General features: G+C 70.2%; 15 protein-coding genes. 4 read left to right on the top strand and 11 right to left on the bottom strand.

Annotation, left to right across the window (positions count from 1 at the left end):
• Nucleotides 1-237: 237 nt before the first annotated feature.
• The 3 genes from H305_RS0114710 to H305_RS0114700 all read right to left on the bottom strand — a co-directional run bounded on the left by H305_RS0114710 (nt 238) and on the right by H305_RS0114700 (nt 3,052).
• Nucleotides 238-846, bottom strand: coding sequence for a DJ-1/PfpI family protein (locus H305_RS0114710; protein WP_028801059.1), 609 nt, complete (start codon nt 844-846; stop codon nt 238-240).
• Nucleotides 847-1,030: 184 nt separating this feature from the next.
• A complete protein-coding gene (locus tag H305_RS0114705) occupies nt 1,031-1,873 on the bottom strand; it encodes a phosphotransferase (RefSeq protein WP_028801058.1) in 843 nt (280 codons plus the stop codon).
• Nucleotides 1,874-2,026: 153 nt separating this feature from the next.
• Nucleotides 2,027-3,052 (bottom strand): GlxA family transcriptional regulator, encoded by a 1,026-nt coding sequence (locus H305_RS0114700; protein WP_051370620.1) that lies wholly within the window; start codon nt 3,050-3,052, stop codon nt 2,027-2,029.
• A 147-nt stretch (nt 3,053-3,199) separates the two neighbouring features.
• On the opposite strand from H305_RS0114700, the gene H305_RS0114695 reads away from it, so the two are divergent.
• Nucleotides 3,200-4,123: an NADP-dependent oxidoreductase gene (locus tag H305_RS0114695; protein WP_028801056.1), complete on the top strand. Its 924-nt coding sequence runs from the start codon at nt 3,200-3,202 to the stop codon at nt 4,121-4,123.
• A 139-nt stretch (nt 4,124-4,262) separates the two neighbouring features.
• On the opposite strand, the gene H305_RS0114690 is transcribed toward H305_RS0114695, so the two are convergent.
• From H305_RS0114690 to H305_RS0114680, 3 genes are read right to left on the bottom strand one after another with little or no spacing between them, the layout of a single operon-like run.
• Entirely contained in the window at nt 4,263-7,019 is a 2,757-nt protein-coding gene (locus tag H305_RS0114690) for a bifunctional YncE family protein/alkaline phosphatase family protein (RefSeq protein ID WP_028801055.1), read from the bottom strand.
• Nucleotides 7,020-7,023: 4 nt separating this feature from the next.
• Nucleotides 7,024-8,382: an ABC transporter permease gene (locus tag H305_RS0114685; RefSeq protein WP_028801054.1), complete on the bottom strand. Its 1,359-nt coding sequence runs from the start codon at nt 8,380-8,382 to the stop codon at nt 7,024-7,026.
• Nucleotides 8,379-9,320 carry an ABC transporter ATP-binding protein gene (locus tag H305_RS0114680; protein WP_028801053.1) on the bottom strand — a complete coding sequence of 314 codons (942 nt, stop codon included), beginning with the start codon at nt 9,318-9,320 and terminating at the stop codon, nt 8,379-8,381. Before H305_RS0114680 ends, H305_RS0114685 begins: the two co-directional genes overlap by 4 nt.
• 283 nt (nt 9,321-9,603) lie before the next feature.
• Here H305_RS0114680 and H305_RS0114675 point away from each other — a divergent pair, with 283 nt between their 5' ends.
• Nucleotides 9,604-10,149: a GNAT family N-acetyltransferase gene (locus H305_RS0114675; RefSeq protein ID WP_051370619.1), complete on the top strand. Its 546-nt coding sequence runs from the start codon at nt 9,604-9,606 to the stop codon at nt 10,147-10,149.
• Nucleotides 10,150-10,301: 152 nt separating this feature from the next.
• On the opposite strand, the gene H305_RS54765 is transcribed toward H305_RS0114675, so the two are convergent.
• From H305_RS54765 to H305_RS0114660, 3 genes are all read right to left on the bottom strand, one after another.
• A complete protein-coding gene (locus H305_RS54765; RefSeq protein WP_234020805.1) occupies nt 10,302-10,661 on the bottom strand; it encodes a peptidoglycan-binding domain-containing protein in 360 nt (119 codons plus the stop codon).
• Nucleotides 10,662-11,922: 1,261 nt separating this feature from the next.
• Entirely contained in the window at nt 11,923-12,729 is an 807-nt protein-coding gene (locus tag H305_RS0114665; protein ID WP_028801050.1) for a DUF1963 domain-containing protein, read from the bottom strand.
• 137 nt (nt 12,730-12,866) lie between these two features.
• Nucleotides 12,867-13,376, bottom strand: coding sequence for a DinB family protein (locus H305_RS0114660; RefSeq protein WP_028801049.1), 510 nt, complete (start codon nt 13,374-13,376; stop codon nt 12,867-12,869).
• A 475-nt stretch (nt 13,377-13,851) separates the two neighbouring features.
• Between H305_RS0114660 and H305_RS0114655 the strand changes: the two genes are divergently transcribed.
• Nucleotides 13,852-14,094, top strand: coding sequence for a hypothetical protein (locus H305_RS0114655; protein ID WP_234020803.1), 243 nt, complete (start codon nt 13,852-13,854; stop codon nt 14,092-14,094).
• Nucleotides 14,095-14,419: 325 nt separating this feature from the next.
• Here H305_RS0114655 and H305_RS0114650 read toward each other — a convergent pair whose 3' ends face one another.
• On the bottom strand, nt 14,420-15,034 hold the full coding sequence (locus H305_RS0114650) for a 2'-5' RNA ligase family protein (RefSeq protein ID WP_028801047.1): 615 nt from the start codon (nt 15,032-15,034) through the stop codon (nt 14,420-14,422).
• Nucleotides 15,035-15,247: 213 nt separating this feature from the next.
• Nucleotides 15,248-15,793 (bottom strand): GNAT family N-acetyltransferase, encoded by a 546-nt coding sequence (locus H305_RS0114645; protein ID WP_037763939.1) that lies wholly within the window; start codon nt 15,791-15,793, stop codon nt 15,248-15,250.
• Between the two features lie 136 nt (nt 15,794-15,929).
• Here H305_RS0114645 and H305_RS0114640 point away from each other — a divergent pair, with 136 nt between their 5' ends.
• Nucleotides 15,930-16,109 (top strand): hypothetical protein, encoded by a 180-nt coding sequence (locus H305_RS0114640; RefSeq protein ID WP_028801045.1) that lies wholly within the window; start codon nt 15,930-15,932, stop codon nt 16,107-16,109.
• Nucleotides 16,110-16,152 lie beyond the last annotated feature (43 nt).

The following is a 16,152-nucleotide window of genomic DNA, read 5'->3' as shown; positions in this document are numbered from 1 at the left end:
CCTCCGGGCGGTGCCGTTCCATGATCGCCGTCTGCTGCAGCAGTCACAACCGAGGCGGGCCCCGGGTTATGCCCGGCGGCAGCCGGCCCTTCATTGCACCCCGGAACCGCGGGCCGGGGCGACTCGCGCGACGCCGGACGCACCACGCGATCCACCCCCGTGCCCCCAGGCTGTCGCCCCTCAGGACCGGCCGGCGTGCCGGATCCGCTGCGCCGGGCGGCCTCGATCCTCCGAGCGTCAGTGGAGGGCGGCCTCGCCCGAGCTGACGGCACGCAGGGCGCGCTCGACGGTTTCCTGGTTCTCTCCGACCGGAGCCACGTAGTCGAGGACTCCGCGCGCGGAGTCCTCCCCCACCAGCCGGGTCATCACCCAGGTGGCCAGGTACTGCGACGCCAGGCAACCGCCTGCCGTGGCGATGTTCCCCTCCGCGTGGAACGGCGCGTCGAGCACGGTGATGTCACAGGCTTCGACGAAGGGCCGGCTTTTCATGTCGGTGCACGCCGGCATGCCGTCCAGCAGCCCGAGCCGGGCGAGCACCAGCGCACCGGAGCACTGGGCGCCGATCAGCTGTCGCGACGGGTCGAGCCGAAATGTGGAGAGCAGCCGGTCGTCGGCGACCACGTCACGTGTCCTGACGCCGCTACCGATCAGTACGGCGTCGGCCTCGGCCAGGAAATCCATGGGGCGCTGTCCGGACACCTCCACACCGTTCATGGAGGTGATCACGGGCGTCGGTGTCGTGATGAAGGCTTCCAGGCCGTCCCCGCGGCACCGGTTGATCATGGCGGAGGCGATGAAACTGTCGAGCTCGTTGAACCCGTCGAAGGTGACTACGGCTACCTGCATGACAACTCCTCCAAGGACGGCACCAACTGTCCAGCCTCCGCCGGTGCGTCGTGCCGGCGCGAGAGCCAATCGGCGGCCGGTGGCACTCCTGCCGCCGCTTCATCGCCCGCTCGGCCTGCCCGGGGCCTGCGCGCCGTACGGGTGCGGGACCGCTCCTGCCCCGGGGAGCCCCACTGTCTCGAGTTCAGCCCGGTCCGCAGCGATCAAGTGCCGCACGAACCTGGTCGAGCCCCTCCGCTCGCCAGTGGTTCCGGTCCGGCATCTGGTCGTCTCGGCGCCAGCGCCAGGCCGAGAACATCGCCCAGTTCAGGGCGCGGCACCGGTGAATCAGGTCGTGGTCGGCTCCCGCGTAGTGCTTTCCCACTTCTTCGGGCGCATGGGCGAGGTCGAATTCGACCGGCCCGCGGCAGCACGTGGCGAGGTCCACGAAAAGCGGCCCTCGCCTTGTGTTCAGAAGGTTGCCCGGATGCGGCTCGCCGTGCAAAAGCTGGTCGTCGGCGTTGTCGACGCTGATCTCGGCGCTCAGTCCACTGAGTGTGTCGCTGAGGAGTTCGCGGTCAGAGCCGGGCAGGTCGGGTGACTGCGCCCGGTCGTTCACCACGCGCAGTGCCACGGCGATTCGATCGGTGAAGTGCGGTGCGTCGAGTTCGATCTGACGCAGGGCTGCGTGGTGCCGCATGAACACGTCTGCGTAGTCGGACGGCGCGATCTCCGATCCCACAGATTCGTAGTAGGTCCAGAGCGAGATGGCGAAGGCATCACGCACATGGACGCGCGGGCCGCCCCGGGGGTCGAGCTCGGCCACCGGAGCGCCGACGTCGGTGAGACGGTGAGCAACCTCTACTTCGAATTCGGAATCAGCCATTTGCCGCGAAGGCGCGACCCGGGCCAGAACATCGCAAGGGACCAGGCGCAGCGCGACGCGGTCCGAGTTGTGGATGACGATCACATCGTCGACCTGAAGTCCCAGCTCCGAAGCGGTCGCCCGTCCTGCCTCAACTGCGCGGCGGAGTTCCGATGGCTCCATACCGTCCTCTTTCATCGTCGAGTTCACATCCGCATCCGCGGGCAGCAGCGCCACCCCCGATGCCTTCATGGACATCATTTCGCGGCCGGATCCCGCGGCCGGCATCACCGCCGCCGCCACCGCCCCGACGACCTCGCCAGTTCCGACGCGGTATCAACTACCGGTCTCCACAAGGCCATGGGGGCTGAAGGTGCGGCGGTAGGCGGCGGGTGAGACGCCGAAAGCCGTTCGCATGTGGGCGCGCAGGGAGTTCGCGGAGCCGAATCCGGCCCGGTGCGCGACCAGGTCGATCGACAGGTCGGTGGTCTCCAGCAACTGCTTGGCCAGCTCAAGGCGTTGGGCGGTGAGCCACTGCACCGGGGTCATGCCGACCTCGTCGCGGAACCGCCGGGTGAAGGAACGCAGACTCATCCGGGCGTGTTCGGCGAGCCGGGCGAGGGTCAGCGGCTCGCCGAGGTGTTCCAGGGCCCAGGCCCGGGTGGCGGTGGTGCTGGCGACGCTGGGTTCGGGGACCGGGCGGTCGATGTACTGCGCCTGCCCGCCGTCCCGCCAGGGCGGCACGACACACATGCGGGCGGCCCGGTTGGCGGCGGCCGCGCCGTGGTCGCGGCGGATCATGTGCAGGCACAGGTCGACACCCGCGGCCACGCCCGCGGAGGTCAGTACGTCGCCGTCGTCGACGAAGAGGACCTCCTCGTCGACCTTGACCTTGGGGTAGGCGCGGCGGAACTCCGGGGCGAGGTTCCAGTGGGTGGTGGCCGGCCGGCCGTCGAGCAGCCCGGCCGCGGCGAGCACGTAGGACCCGGAGCAGATGGACACCAGCCGGGTGCCGGGACGGATGCCGGCGATGGCCTCGGTGACCTCCAAGGGCAGCGGGCCCCCTTCGCCCAGCTCGGGCATCGCGTGGGTGGGCGGGAGGATCACGGTGTCCGCGGCGGCCAGCGCTTCGGGGCCGGCCGCGGGCTGCACGAAGAAACCGGCGTCGCTGAGCACGGGGGCACCGTCGGCGGTGCAGACGGTGACCTCGTAGAGCGGGCGCCCCTCGGCGTCCTCCACGCTGCCGAAGACACGGGAGGGGATGCCGAGCTCGAAGGGCGGGACCCCGGGCAGGGCGAGCACGGCGATCCGGTGCCTGCGAGGGGCCTGCGCCGCGCTGTCCGGCTCGTTTTCCCTGGTCATCCACTGCGTGGCACTCATGGCCAGATCCTGTCACATCATGGCCAAACGGCCAACACCACGATGGTCCGGGCTGCCGGATCGTGGACTGCGTCGCGCCGGGGACCTCCCGGCGACAAACCGGTCGATACGGAATGTGAGGCGGACGGCATGCGTGCGGTGGTCGTGGAGCAGTGGGGCGGACCCGAGAACCTGGTCGAGCGTGAGCTCGAGCGCCCGGAGCCGGGACTGAACGAGGTCCTGGTGCGGGTCCACGCGGCCGGCGTGAACCCGGTGGACTGGAAGACCCGCGCCGGCGGGGCCCTGATCGAGTGGGGCACCGTACCGGCGGTCGGCTGGGACGTGTCCGGCACGGTCGAGGCCGTCGGGCCCGGTGTGGGCATCTTCCGTCCCGGTGACGAGGTCTTCGGAATGCCGTTGTTCCCTCGCCAGGCGAGCGCGTACGCCGAGTACGTGGTGGCACCCGCCCGGCACCTCGCCCCGAAACCGGCGGGCCTGACGCACGTGGAAGCGGCGGCTCTGCCGCTGGCCGCGCTGACCGCCTGGCAGGCTCTGGTGGACACGGCGGACGTGCGTGCCGGTGAGCGGGTGCTGGTGCACGCGGCGGCCGGCGGGGTCGGACACTTCGCGGTGCAGATCGCGAAGGCCCGCGGCGCGTACGTCATCGGCACGGCCAGCGCCGGCAAGCACGGCCTGGTGCGGCAGCTGGGCGCGGACGAGGTGATCGACTACCGCGCGGTGCGGTTCGAGGACGCCGTGAGCGACGTCGACGTGGTCCTGGACGGGCTCGGCGGCGAGACGGCCGAGCGTTCCCTGAAGGTGCTCCGCCCCGGCGGCCTCCTGATCACCCTGCCCGGCCCGGACGACGTCCCCGCCGCACAGGACGGGCTGCGTGCGACGTGGGTCCTTGTCGAGCCGGACCACCTGGGGCTGCGCGAGATCGCCGCCCTGGTGGAACAGGGCGCGCTGAAGCCGGTGGTCGAGACGGTCCTGCCGCTGGAGGAGGCCGCGAAGGCCCACGAGATCGGCGAGCGGGGTCGCACCACCGGCAAGATCGTCCTGACGATCGCCTGATCCGCAGGGCTGCCGTGGGCGAAGAAGCGGGGCGGGAGCCGCTGCGGCTCCCGCCCCGCGGCGGCCGCGAACCGGGACGAGGGCTCCTGACCGGCGACGGCGCCGTCGGTCAGGAGCTCCGTGACGGGAAGAGCCCGTGTCAGCCGTCGGACTCCGACGACGGGATGTAGGCGCCCGGCACGTCGTCGGGCGCGAAGATCTTCTTCTCACCGGGATACGGCTTCGTCCACCCGTGTGTCTCGTACCACGTGAAGTGGTTCATCTGCGCGGGGTTCGCGAAGTCGGGCACGGCGTGGGGTCCGGTCAGCCGCTGCTTGGACTTCCACTTGGCCCACTGGTCCGCGAGCGCCTGCTTCTCGGCCGGCACCTTCGCCGACGGCACGGCCGCGGCATTCGGGTTCTGCGGTGCCGGGGTGTCCAGGCCGCACGACGGCGGAGTCTTCAGGCCGTCGGTCAGCGAGGTCCGGTTGGGCAGCGCGGTGAACGGGCTGTAGTCCGGGTGCCGGGTGAACACCGCGCTCATCGGGCTGGCCGCGCTGTCCTTCTGGTTCATCGGGTGGATCCCGAGGATCTGCTCGATGGTCCGGATCATCGTGATCTGTGTGTAGTAGCGGCTGTCGACGGTGCCGTGCCGGGCCCAGGGGCTGATGATCTGGATCGGGGCACGGTGGCCGTCCACGTGGTCGAGGCCGGCCTGGGAGTCGTCCTCGAGCACGAAGATCGCGGAGTCCTTCCAGTACTTGCTGTGCGAGATCTCGTCGACGATCTTCCCGGTCGCGAGGTCGTTGTCCGCGACCTGGGCGGCGGCATTCGCCGGTCCGCCGGTGTGGTCGCTGGAGAGCCAGAACATGTTCAGGTCGGCCGGACCGTTCTTCTCGAAGTCACGCTTCCAGATCTGGTACCGGTAGACGTCCGGGACGCTGGTGTCGAACTTCGGGAAACCGTGCACCGACACGTCGTTGAGCGACGGGATCGGCGAGGACGAGTCGAGGGTGTAGGCGGTGTCCTGCCCGGTCGCGTCCATGTTCTTCGCGTCGCAGTACAGGTTCTGCCAGCTCGCGCCCGACGGCTTGGTCAGGAACTGCTGGAACTCACCGAAGTCGCGCACGGACTTCCCCGCCGCCTGCGCACCGGTCCAGATGAAGCCGGTGCGCTGATGGCCGAGAGCGTCGTCCTCGGTGTCGTAGCTGCGCGCGTACTCACCGGCCGAGGACTCCGTGTACTCCGGGTCGTCGGCCTGCATCAGCCAGTTGTGGCCCTCGGCGGAGTTCGTGCCGATGTCGTAGGTGTTGTCGTACAGCCCGAACTGCCGGGCCAGCGCATGCTGGTTCGGCGTCACGTTCTCGCCGAACTGGGTCAGCGACGGGTCGCCGTTGCCCTGCGCGATGTCACCCAGGACCTGATCGTAGGTCCGGTTCTCCTTGACGAGGAGGAAGACGTGCTTGATCGTCGACGGGTCGCCGATCCGTTGCGGGACCGGTATCGGCTTCGCCTTGCTGGTGCCCTTGGTCTGCTCGACCGAGCCGTGGGTCCAGCCGTTCTGCTGGAAGACCTTGGCCGTCTGGGCCCTGACGACGTTGTCACCCGGCAGCGTGAACCGTTGCAGGCTCGACGTCGTGTCGTGGGTGCCGTGCGCGGCGCTGGTGGTGGGCCGGCGGGCGTCGATGCCACGGGTGTTGGAGACGAGCACTTGGTCGCCGTCGGCTGCGATCTCCGCGGGGAAGTAGTCCGTCGGGAGCAGACCGATATAACTGACGGGCTCCTGAGGGCTCTTGTACCGGTAGACGGCGACCGCGTTGGCGCGGCCGAGCGTCACCAGCAGGTGGCCGTCATCCGTGAGCGTCACCGCGTCGGGTTCGTAGCCCACCGACGCCTCCGGCCAGGGCCGGGTGGCGATGGTCTGTACGACCTTGTCGGTGGCCGTGTTCACGACCGACACGTCGTTGGTGGCGGTGTTGGTGACGAACAGTGCCCCGTTCTTGGCGTACAGGGCGGTCGGGTGCAGGCCGACCTTGATGCTCGTGACGGCGGTGTCGGGCTTCGCCAGGTCGATGACGCTGACCGTGCCGGTGGTGGTGGCGGCGGTCACCGGATCGGCGGGTACCTGGGTGTTGTACGAGTTGATCGTGGTGTCGCCGGGCTGCGCCGGGCGGCCGCCCTCGTTGCTGACGTACAGCTTGTCGCCGACACGGACCATGTCGCGCGGAGCGTTGCCCACGGCCCAGCTCTGCCGTACGGCGCCGGTCGCGGCGTCGATGGCGACCACTCGGTTCTGGCCGTTGACCGCGGAGTACACGGTGGAGCTGTCGGTCGAGAACACCGGCTCGCCCACCAGCGCGTGTTTGGCTCCGTCCGCCGCGATGGGGACGGACGTCGGGCTGGTGACGCTGCCGTCCGGGTTCACGGCGAAGCGGGTGTAGCCGTCGGTCTGGCCGAGCCACAGCTGCGAGCCGTCGGGCGAATACGTGGGGCCTTCCTGGCCCACGGAGTTGCTCGTCAGGCGCGGGTTCGACGTCGCGGCGGTACCGACGAGCTGCTGCACCTTCCAGCTCTTCAGGTCCACGATCGACAGCGCGCTGCCGCCGTCGGTGAGCGAGGCCGCGAGGTGGGTTCCGTCCGGGCTGACCGACGACGACATGATCTTGCCGTTGTCGACGACGAGGCGGTCGCCGTACGGGGCGATGTACTGGTCGCTGGAGACGACCTGCCCCTGACGGGTCGTCTGGCCGACCTGGTCGGTGCCGAACTGGTGCGTCTGGGCGAAGGCGGCGCCTGCGGCGACCAGAGCGAGAGCGGTGGTACCTGTCGTCAACAGGGGGATCCGGCGGCTGAGGCGTCTGCCGAGAAGTCCGGACGGGCCCTTCTGTGCACGTCTGCGACGGCGTGTTACCTGCATGGAGTCATCCCTTCGAGGAGGCAAGCAGTTCGACGTTGCCGTCGAACTGCCAGAGCGGGTTCGGTGCGTCTCCGGTCGGAGTGCGGACGAGGAAGTAGCCGTTGACCTCCTTCGGTCCGTCCCCGTCGGCCATGAAGCGGCCGTCCGGGGCGACATCGAGCTGGTAGATGGCCGTGCCCGCGGCTTCGACGCCGGGCAGATGCCAGGTGACGACGCAACGCCAGTCGTTGCCGGGGCCTTCGGCACTGACCTTGACGCTGCCCTTGTCGCAGGCCGCGGAGGCCTTCAGCCGGTCTTCGGTGACGGCCGGACGGTTGAGCTCGTCGGTCTGCACGCGGTAGAGGTGGGCGAACGCCGTGGCGAGCGAGGCCTGCACCTTGTCCTGCTCGATGCCGGAGCCCGTGGCCCCGGTCGTCGCGGCGACGACCGCGACCGTCACGGCGAGCAGCCCGGCCAGCGGGAGGACCCCGCCGGTGACTACGCGGCGTCCCGAGCCGTCGTAGCCGGGGTTGGTGAAGTCGCGCCGCAGGAAGAGCAGCCAGGCGAGCGCGGTGGTGGCCACGGCCCAGACCAGAGCGACCACGATGCCGATCACAAGCTGGTCGAGCTGCGCCGGATCCGCGAACAGGCCGTTCCAGGCGATGAAGGCGTAGCCGGGCAGGGCGAGGCGGACGGCGACGGGCAGTGGCATCATCTGGGCGAGCTGCATCGCGAGCGCGACGAGCGCGGGCAGCAGCAGCCCCATCGGGGAGCGCCCCAGCGTGACCGACCCGAGCAGCCCGATCCCGGCGAGAGCCAGGGTCGGGGCCAGTACGCACGCCCAGGCGAGGAACACCTTCCCCGCGGCGTCCCCCGGTGCCAGCAGATGGCCGTCGAGACCGACCAGCGGCTGGTTGCCGACCGTCAGGACGCCTCCGGCCGCGCCGGAGCAGGCGAGTCCGGCCACGAGCAGCAGGATGACGGTGAGACTGGACAGCGCCTTCGCCGCGAAGATCCGGCGGGGTGAGCGGACCGCGACGAGGAGGTGGCGCCAGGTGCCGAGCCGGTCCTCGGAGGCGAACGCGTCGCCGGCGATCACGGAGGTCAGCAGAGGAAGCGCCCAGGTGCCCGCGAAGCCGAGCACCACCAGCGGTCCGGCCCATCCCGTGGCGTGCATCCAGCGGCCGAAGAGGGTGTCGCTGGGCAGCGTGCTCTGCCGGCTGACCGCGGCGACGAAGAGCGCCGGTGCGATCCAGCAGGCCAGGAGCAGCAGGCGGATCCGCCATTGCGACACCAGTTTGAGCAGCTCGAAGCGGTAGCTGCGGGCGACGGTGACACGACGGGCTCTGGCGTCGTGGTCGACGGCGACGGTCGCGGTCGTCATCCGACGGCCTCCTGCTGTTCGGTGAGAGCGAGGAACGCGGCTTCGAGCGGCGACACCACCGGGGCGAGCTCGCGCAGCGCGATGCCCGCGCGCACCAGTCGGACCACGAGTTCGTCGAGAGCGGGCACGAGGGCGCGTACGACGAGCCGCTCGCCGTCACGCCGTGCGCCTGTGTCGTCGACGAGGTGGATTCCGGCGGTCTCGGCGGCCAGCAGGCGAGCGGCCTGCGGGTCGGAGGTGATCAACCGGTAGTCGAGTTCGCGGTTCTCGGCGGCCAGCTTTCCCAGCGGGCCGGAGAACACAACCCGTCCCGTGGCGAGAATGGTGACGTCGGAGCACAGCGCTTCGAGGTCGTCCATGCGGTGGCTGGAGAGGACGACACATGTGCCGTCTGCCGCGAGCCGGTTGAGGACACCGTGCACGTGATTCTTGCCGGCCGGGTCCAGGCCGTTGGACGGCTCGTCGAGCACGAGCAGCCGGGGCCTGGTGAGCAGGGCGGCGGCGAGTCCGAGCCGCTGACGCATGCCCAGGGAGAAACCGCGGGCCCGGTCGTCGGCGACATCGGTGAGTCCGACCTGGTCGAGCACGTCGTCGACCCCGGCCGTCCGCGCGTCGCGTCCTCGCAGAGCCGCGAGCGCGGCGAGGTTCTGTCGGGCGGTGAGCGAGGGGTAGAGACCGGGCCCGTCGACGAAGCCTGCGACACCGTCGGCAGCCGCGAGCGCCCGCCCGACCGGCGAGCCCAGGATCTCCAGTTCCCCGCTGTCGGCGACGGCCAGCCCTAGGAGAAGGCCGAGAAGAGTCGTCTTGCCTGCGCCGTTCGGTCCCACCAGGCCGTGGATCTGACCTTGTGTCACGTCGAGATCGACATCGTCGAGCGCGACGACATCGCCGAAACACTTGGTGATCCCGCGAGCCCGGACCGCTAGGAGTGCGTCCATGCGTCCCTTCCTTAGAAATCTTCAGGGACCCTAAAGACTGCACACAACACGCTCACAGACCTCTGGCTTAACGCCGCTGGAACGGATCGTCAAAGGGTCGGCAAGTCGGTGCGCGCAAACTAGCCTTCATCGAGCCAGAGTTGGACAACCGGACGTCGCAGTAAGCCCTTACGCGGAGCACGAACGACGTACCCGGCCCACCTTCGGGCTGTCCGGAATCGAGCTGTGGCAGGATGCCGCGGTGATCACTTCAGCCGTCCCACCCGTCGTTCCCGCGGGCCGCATGGCCGCCATGGACCAACCCGTGCTGACCCTCGACCGCGGCATGGAACTGCGTCCCTGGCGCGCCGACGACGCCGACGCCCTGGTCGCCGCCGGCCAGGATCCGGCCATCCGCAGGTGGAACCGGCTGATCGTGCCCTCACCGGCGGAAGCACGCACGCGCATCGACCGTATGCACGAACGCTGGCGGCATGGACATGGCGCGATCTGGGCCATCGCCCCGCACCACGGCGGCCGGGCCGTGGGTTTGATCGGCTGGGGTGACATCGACCTCGCCGACGGCAGCGCCGAGATCGTGTACTGGATCCTGCCGGCCGGACGCGGTCGAGGCGTCGCGGTCGAAGCCGCAAAGCGCCTCAGTCAGTGGGCGTTCGACGACCTCGGCCTGCACAGGCTGCGGCTGTGCCACTCGGTCGCCAACCCCGCGTCGTGCCGCGTTGCGGCGAAGGCCGGCTTCTCCGTCGAAGGCACGATGCGCAGCGCGCTGCTGCACGAGGACGGATGGCACGACCAGCATCTGCACGCGATGATCAAGGGCGACATCTGACGGTGACAGGCGGTCGGGCCAGAGCCTGAGGGGGAAGGGGCGGCTGTCTCGGCCGGTGCGCTGTTCGAGCGCCTTGACGCGCTGGCTGACCGCCGACGGACGGACGCCCCCCGCCGGCCCCTCACGCGCACCGTCGCGTACAGATCCGCGGGCTATTCGGTCCGCAGCATGAGAGCGTGTCGGGTCTCGTCGCCGTACACGCCGGTCTCGTCCCCGCGAATGCCGTACCACTCCTGGAATCTGGCCACCGCCTCCCGGACCTCTGTGCCGTAGCGGCCGTCGATCGCACCGCCCTCGTAGACGTTCGGAATCTGAAGCAGACGTACCTGCAGCTCGTACACTCCGTGGCCGCTGTCCCCCTGACGCAGCACACCTGTCCCCGGGATCTCGGGAAGCGAGGGATCCGGCGTGTCCGGCACCGGCTGGTGCAGCCGTTCGGCGGGCGGCGAACTCTCCTGCGGCGCAGGGTGATTGCCGACCAGGAACGAGGACGCGAGAACCAACCCGCTCACGGCACCCACACCGAAGACACCGGCGACGCGGGCTTCCGGCCGATGGACGAGGCGCCGCCACCCAAGACCTCTCTTCGCCGCGTGCGCGGGGCCTGCGTGACGCGGCGCCGTCGGCCTGCCCTCCGGCGGGACCGGATCACCCTCCGGACGTGGACCGGGCGGCCACAGCTGTTCGACCACAAGGTCCTGCTGAGCTCGGTGTCGACCTGGTTCGGCGGTCCGCGGTGGCTCCTCGGGGTGCGATGGGGCGCCGTGGGAGCGTCCCTGGTCCGGGACGGGGACACTCCCCGGCGGTCGCATCCGTGGGCGCGGAGGCAGTGCCGGAGGCGGAATCGGGGCCGGGGTCGGCACGGCGACCGCGACCGGGGCCGGGGTCGGCACGGCGACCGGGACCGGGACCGAGACCGGAGTCGACACGGCCAGGCCGGAGCCCGTGGCCGGTCCGCCGTGCGGGGCCCCGGGCGGTGACGGCACCCCGGCATGCTCCAACCGCTCCTCGCCCGCGTAGAGGTCTGCGCGGGCGGCGTCCAGGGCATCGAACACGGCTTGAAAGGAGTGCTGTATCTCCTGCGCGATATCGGGTCCGGAACCGGGAGCCTGCTGCGGCTCGGGGTCGTTGAGTCCCACCGGCAGTCCTCCTCGATCACGTGCGTCCGCGGTGACGGCCGGCGTCCCCGACGTGGCTCCCATGGAGCGGAGTTGAGTCGCACGGAGCAGACCGCGCCCTGCTGTTTCGTCGTGATGCGATACGCAACGCGCGCGGCCTTGTCTCATTCGAGAGGCCGGGACGTACGCCACAGCGCTCGCGGGCCCGGCGCAGTCGCACCCACGCGACCACCTGCCGATCACTGTCCCGTTCTCGCGCACTCCTCCAGGATCGCCTGGTCATCGCCGTCAGCTCGGCGACGGTCGGCGGCAGGGTGACGACCTGCCGCCGTCCCTCGGCGCTGAGTTCGACCCGGGGACGGAACTCCTGCCGCCGATCGTCCGCCGCCTCGCCGATCAGCTCCAGGAGACGACACCACCCGGCGGCAGAGGTGTCCTGGCGGCGTGGAAGCCGACACGCGCCCGCGGGTGCGCGTCGGCCTGATCGAAGGACCCGCGGACATCACGGGGGGCACCGTGCCCCGGGGATGCCGGGGCCGATGTGTCGCCCCACCGGTTCACAAAGACTCCCGGTTCGCCGTGGGCAGCCATCGGGGCACGGCAGGGGTCCGTGTTCTGGTCGCCCACTGCTTGACGACTGATCCGACCTCAGCCGTCAGTGGCAGTCGAAGCGCCAGTCCCAAGGGTGGTCGGGGCACTGGCCGCAATGGAAGAAGTAGACGCCGCCGCAGTCGCCAAGCTGGATGTCGCCCGTGATGGTCAGCAGGTGCTCCATGCGGTGTCCGCTCTCGCAGTCCGGCCAGTCGGCAGGCTGTGTCCAGGCGGGCCAGCCGCCGACCTTCGTCCCGATGACGTTGGAGTCCGGGGGCCACATGGAACCGCCGGACGGCAACCGGAGGCGAGGTTCCCAGGTGTCCCAGATGTCCTTGGGCAGATCGCGCCACCTCGGATGGTCCTCCGCGGTCGCCGGGGACAACGTGGACGGAACCGGGATGTTGTCCGGGTCGTACTCCCCCTCGCTCACCGCGGGGATCTCGAGCAGCGGCCCTCCGGCCACGACCTCCGCCTCATTGCGCCAGTACAGCTTCGGAACGACCAGCCCGGCGTCCTGTTCATGGATCAGCGCGCACCACACCAACTGGAGCAGATCCTTCCCCTCCGGGAACTCCAACCCCGGGACGTCCCGGGCGAACAGCTGGAGGATCGGCACCATCGGCACCGCCCCCGGGACGATCTCGGTGCGGTTGCGCCAGTCGGACCCGAACGTCCAGTGGTCGTCCTCCGCGCAGTACGGCCACGGTTCGTCCGCGGGCCACAACACCGGGCCCCCCAACGAGCTCTCCCGCACGCCAGGGGCGCCGGGCTCCGGGTTGAGGAGGGTGGTGTCCCGGACAAAGCCCGCGTACTCCGGTATCAGTGTGAGCAGATCCTTCGCGGGCAACTCGGGTGTGGCGCCGGTCATCATGGCTCCTCGAACGTACAAAGATCGACGGGACGTTGCGGCACGTTAGTACCAGCCACTGACAACCCCCGTGCAGCGACCGGCCACCCGCGGGTCCGCGCACGCGACGCGTCGCGTGCGCGGCGGTTCGCACGGACTCAGGCGCCCACGGTCCCGTCGACCCCCTCACGCAGAAGGTCCGCATGTCCGTTGTGGCGGCCGTACTCCAGGAGCACGTGCACCATCACCATCCGCAGCGACACTTCCTCTTCCCATCTCGGCTGGTAACCGGCCTGTTCCAGGGACTCCGCCTCCCGCTCGATGCGGCGCGAGTGCTCCACCTCGGCCTCCCATTCCTGGAACGCCTCGTCCCGGGTCGACGTGCTCGCGTCGTACGCAGCCTGAAAGTCGATCTCGTCGGACCACACCATGGGAACGTCGTGATCCTCGAACACGCGGCGGAACCAAGCACGCTCCACCTCGGCCATGTGCCGCACGAGACCGAGCAGCGACAACGTGGACGGCGGCATCGACTGCCGGCGCAGTTCCTCGTCGGTGAGCCCTTCGCACTTCATGGCGAGGGTCGCGCGGTGGTAGTCGAGGAACGCGCGGAGCATGTCGCGTTCGCTTCCGAAGTTGGGCGGTCCTATGCGGGTGTCGCCGGTCACTGGCAGGCTCCTCGTGCGTGTTCTGTGTGGGGAGCCAGTATTCACTCTTGGCCGCAGCGGCCGTGCGTGTGCCGTCGATCAAGCGTGGCTGTCACCAAGAAGATCGCGGACCGGGTCGGTACCGCCTCACTGCGCGTTCACGACATTGGCTCTCGTCCCGCTCGACGGCAGCGGGCAAGTGGCCGGGGCACCGTTCGAGTTGCAGCCGACCAGTGCGCGGCGCCCGAATGAACCAACCACGGGCCGGCGGGCAGGTCGTGGTCGTCAGGAGGCGGCCACCGAGGCGCTGTCCCGTCCGCAAGCGTGCACGACCGCGACCACGGGACCGTCGTCGCCCCGACCCGTGGCCGCCCGTGTCGACCCGCGTGCCGCATCGGCGAACAGGCGCGCGAAGCACCGTTCTCCCCCGCGCCGAAAACGGATTCCGCCCGCAGGTCGCCGCCGGAGCCTTCTGCCGTCGGCTTAGGATCCCACCGTGACTGACATCCCCGACGGCCTGATCAGCCTGGAATGCGCGGCGGAAGCCGAGCGGGCCAAACTCGCCGGCCTCACGGGCGAGGCGTACGACACGCAGTGGCACGTGTGGCGGTCGGCCGCCGATGCGGTGCAGGCGGCGGTATCGGCCCACGCCGAGGCGGCCCAGGTGGACCCGCAGGAGGTGGAGCGGGCGGTCAAGGCAGCTGTGCGGCGAGCGCAGGAGGACCCGGCCGTGGAGTAGCCGGACGACGGGGCGCCGGCTGGTTGTCGCGCACGCCACCGTTCCCGTGGGCGGCTCTCCGACCGCACGGCCTTCGCGACGAGGGCCCGGACATGCGCGCGTTTCGAGATCTCCGTCCGGTCTTCTGCTCCGCGGCGCACCCGCTGATCGGGGACGACGACGCGAACGTACGCGCAGCCGCTCTTGTCGCCGCCCTCCCTCTGTCGGAGCCCCCGCTCGTCACGCCGCGCCGAGACAAACTGGTCGACCATGCCCGATGCCTTGAGCCCAGCCGCGGTCCGCGACGAAGTCGGAATCGAAGTCGGAATCGAAGTCGGAGTCGGGGTCACACGGGCGCACCTGGATCCTCCGGCACGCGCAAGACTTCTCCCGTGCCCAGCCTGACCACGATTCGGGCTCGCATGGGTGCCGCTCCGCGCCGACTGAGCAGCACCACGTCCTCCACCGCGGCCGACAACACGCCGATCCGGGCGGACAACTCGGGGGCCAGACGCTTCGGGTCCTGGGTCCGGCCGAGGGACAGATGCGGGGTGAAGCGGGCGCCACGGCCGCGGCACAGCGGGAACCGCATGGCCAGCGTCGTCTGCAGCCGGGCCCAGGGCGCCTGGTCCGCGGCGGCCGGATCGAGCCACACCGTCGCGTCGTGCCGGTGCCGGAAGTACCGCACGCCGGCCAGACGCACGGTGAACGCCGAGTTCTCCGCCGCGGCGGCGCGGAGCAACGGCACAGCCCGCTCGAACTCCTCCTCCGGCACGAAGCCGAACACCAGATTCACGTGCGGCGGCCACCGGCGCACCTGTGGATCGTGCTCCCAGCGAATGTCCTGGATCGGCGGCCACAACTCCTGCGGCGGGAGCCACGCCACCGCCGTCCTGGCCGTCTGCGCCACCTCCAGCGTGTCCACCGGGGCCGCCCCACCGAAGTCCTGGTATTCGTCCACAGTGCAATGGTCCGGGCATCACGGGTCCGCGCCAGTCGACTCACCATGCCGGCTGCTGCGCCCTGACCGTCACTGCTCTCCATGTTCTTGACCTTGACCAAAGGTGAAGGCCGACAGTGTGCGTGGCGGTCGGGTCGGCGCGTCGGGCGCGTTCGGCTCCGTCCGAACCGGATGAGAGGAACTGCCCATGGAGGACGATGCTCTCCTACGGTGTCAGCCCCGCCCCGCCTGCCGAAGCTCCTTCTCCAGCAGCGTGAAGGACTTGGGTGTACCGCTCGGCTGTGGCTTGCCCTCCTTGTGGCCCACGATGCGGTAACCGGCCTTCCGGTAGTAGGCGTTGAGTTGTGCGTTACCGGCCAAGCAGTCCAGGCGCACACTTGTCCGCCCCGCCGCGGCCACTCGGTCTTCCGCAGCGCTCAGCAGCAGCCGCCCCGTCCCGGGAGCAGCGGCGCCCCGGTCCACCATGAGCCGGTGCACGTATCCGGCCACAGGTGGCTGCGGACCCCAGGCGGCCTCGTCGTCCCACCACAACTCCCAGGCACCGACGACGCACCCACCCGCCTCCGCGACCCAAATCTCGCCGTCTCCCATGATCCGGCGGAAGTGGCCCTCGTCCAGCTCTCCCGGCCGCCACTGCCCGGTGATGCCTCGGGTCAGCATCCAGCGTGCCGCGTCGTCGCGAAGGCGGACGAGGACGGCCAGGTCGGCTTCGCGGGCCAGGCGGACGCGTAGATCATTCACTCGGAGATCCTTGCACATCCGTCCCGCGACGAGCTCGGCCAGACCTGTTGCTGCTCAATCTGGTGATCGGCAAGTCGCTCCCAAGGACATACCACCTCTCCCGTTGCGGAAGTCGTGCCGCACACATCGCAGCCGCCGGCGGCGCGATGTCATCGTGATCCCCGAGTCCGTCCGCGCCGACCGCATGGCGGAGAACCGCGACGTCCTCGACCTCGCGCTCACCGAACAGGAGATGGCCGCCGTCGCGGCCTTCGGCACGGGCGCCTCGCTGTTCTTCGACCACCGTGAGCCCGCCGTGGTCAGCCGGCTCGGCCAGGTCCGGCACGACCACTGACGGGGCACCGGGACAGCCGGCGGCACCCTATACGGCGCGGCCG

The organism is Streptomyces sp. 142MFCol3.1 (assembly GCF_000424945.1).
Classification (GTDB): domain Bacteria; phylum Actinomycetota; class Actinomycetes; order Streptomycetales; family Streptomycetaceae; genus Streptomyces; species Streptomyces siamensis.
This window is presented reverse-complemented; position numbering and strand designations above follow the sequence as displayed.

Excerpts from the sequence above, each read along its gene's own strand:
- H305_RS0114665 (WP_028801050.1), bottom strand. The coding sequence starts at position 12,729 with ATGACCGGCGCCACACCCGAGTTGCCCGCGAAGGATCTGCTCACACTG.
- H305_RS0114680 (WP_028801053.1), bottom strand. The coding sequence starts at position 9,320 with ATGGACGCACTCCTAGCGGTCCGGGCTCGCGGGATCACCAAGTGTTTC.
- H305_RS0114695 (WP_028801056.1), top strand. The coding sequence starts at position 3,200 with ATGCGTGCGGTGGTCGTGGAGCAGTGGGGCGGACCCGAGAACCTGGTC.
- H305_RS0114690 (WP_028801055.1), bottom strand. The coding sequence starts at position 7,019 with ATGCAGGTAACACGCCGTCGCAGACGTGCACAGAAGGGCCCGTCCGGA.
- H305_RS0114685 (WP_028801054.1), bottom strand. The coding sequence starts at position 8,382 with ATGACGACCGCGACCGTCGCCGTCGACCACGACGCCAGAGCCCGTCGT.
- H305_RS0114710 (WP_028801059.1), bottom strand. The coding sequence starts at position 846 with ATGCAGGTAGCCGTAGTCACCTTCGACGGGTTCAACGAGCTCGACAGT.
- H305_RS0114705 (WP_028801058.1), bottom strand. The coding sequence starts at position 1,873 with ATGGAGCCATCGGAACTCCGCCGCGCAGTTGAGGCAGGACGGGCGACC.
- H305_RS0114700 (WP_051370620.1), bottom strand. The coding sequence starts at position 3,052 with ATGACCAGGGAAAACGAGCCGGACAGCGCGGCGCAGGCCCCTCGCAGG.
- H305_RS0114675 (WP_051370619.1), top strand. The coding sequence starts at position 9,604 with ATGGCCGCCATGGACCAACCCGTGCTGACCCTCGACCGCGGCATGGAA.
- H305_RS0114645 (WP_037763939.1), bottom strand. The coding sequence starts at position 15,793 with ATGTGCAAGGATCTCCGAGTGAATGATCTACGCGTCCGCCTGGCCCGC.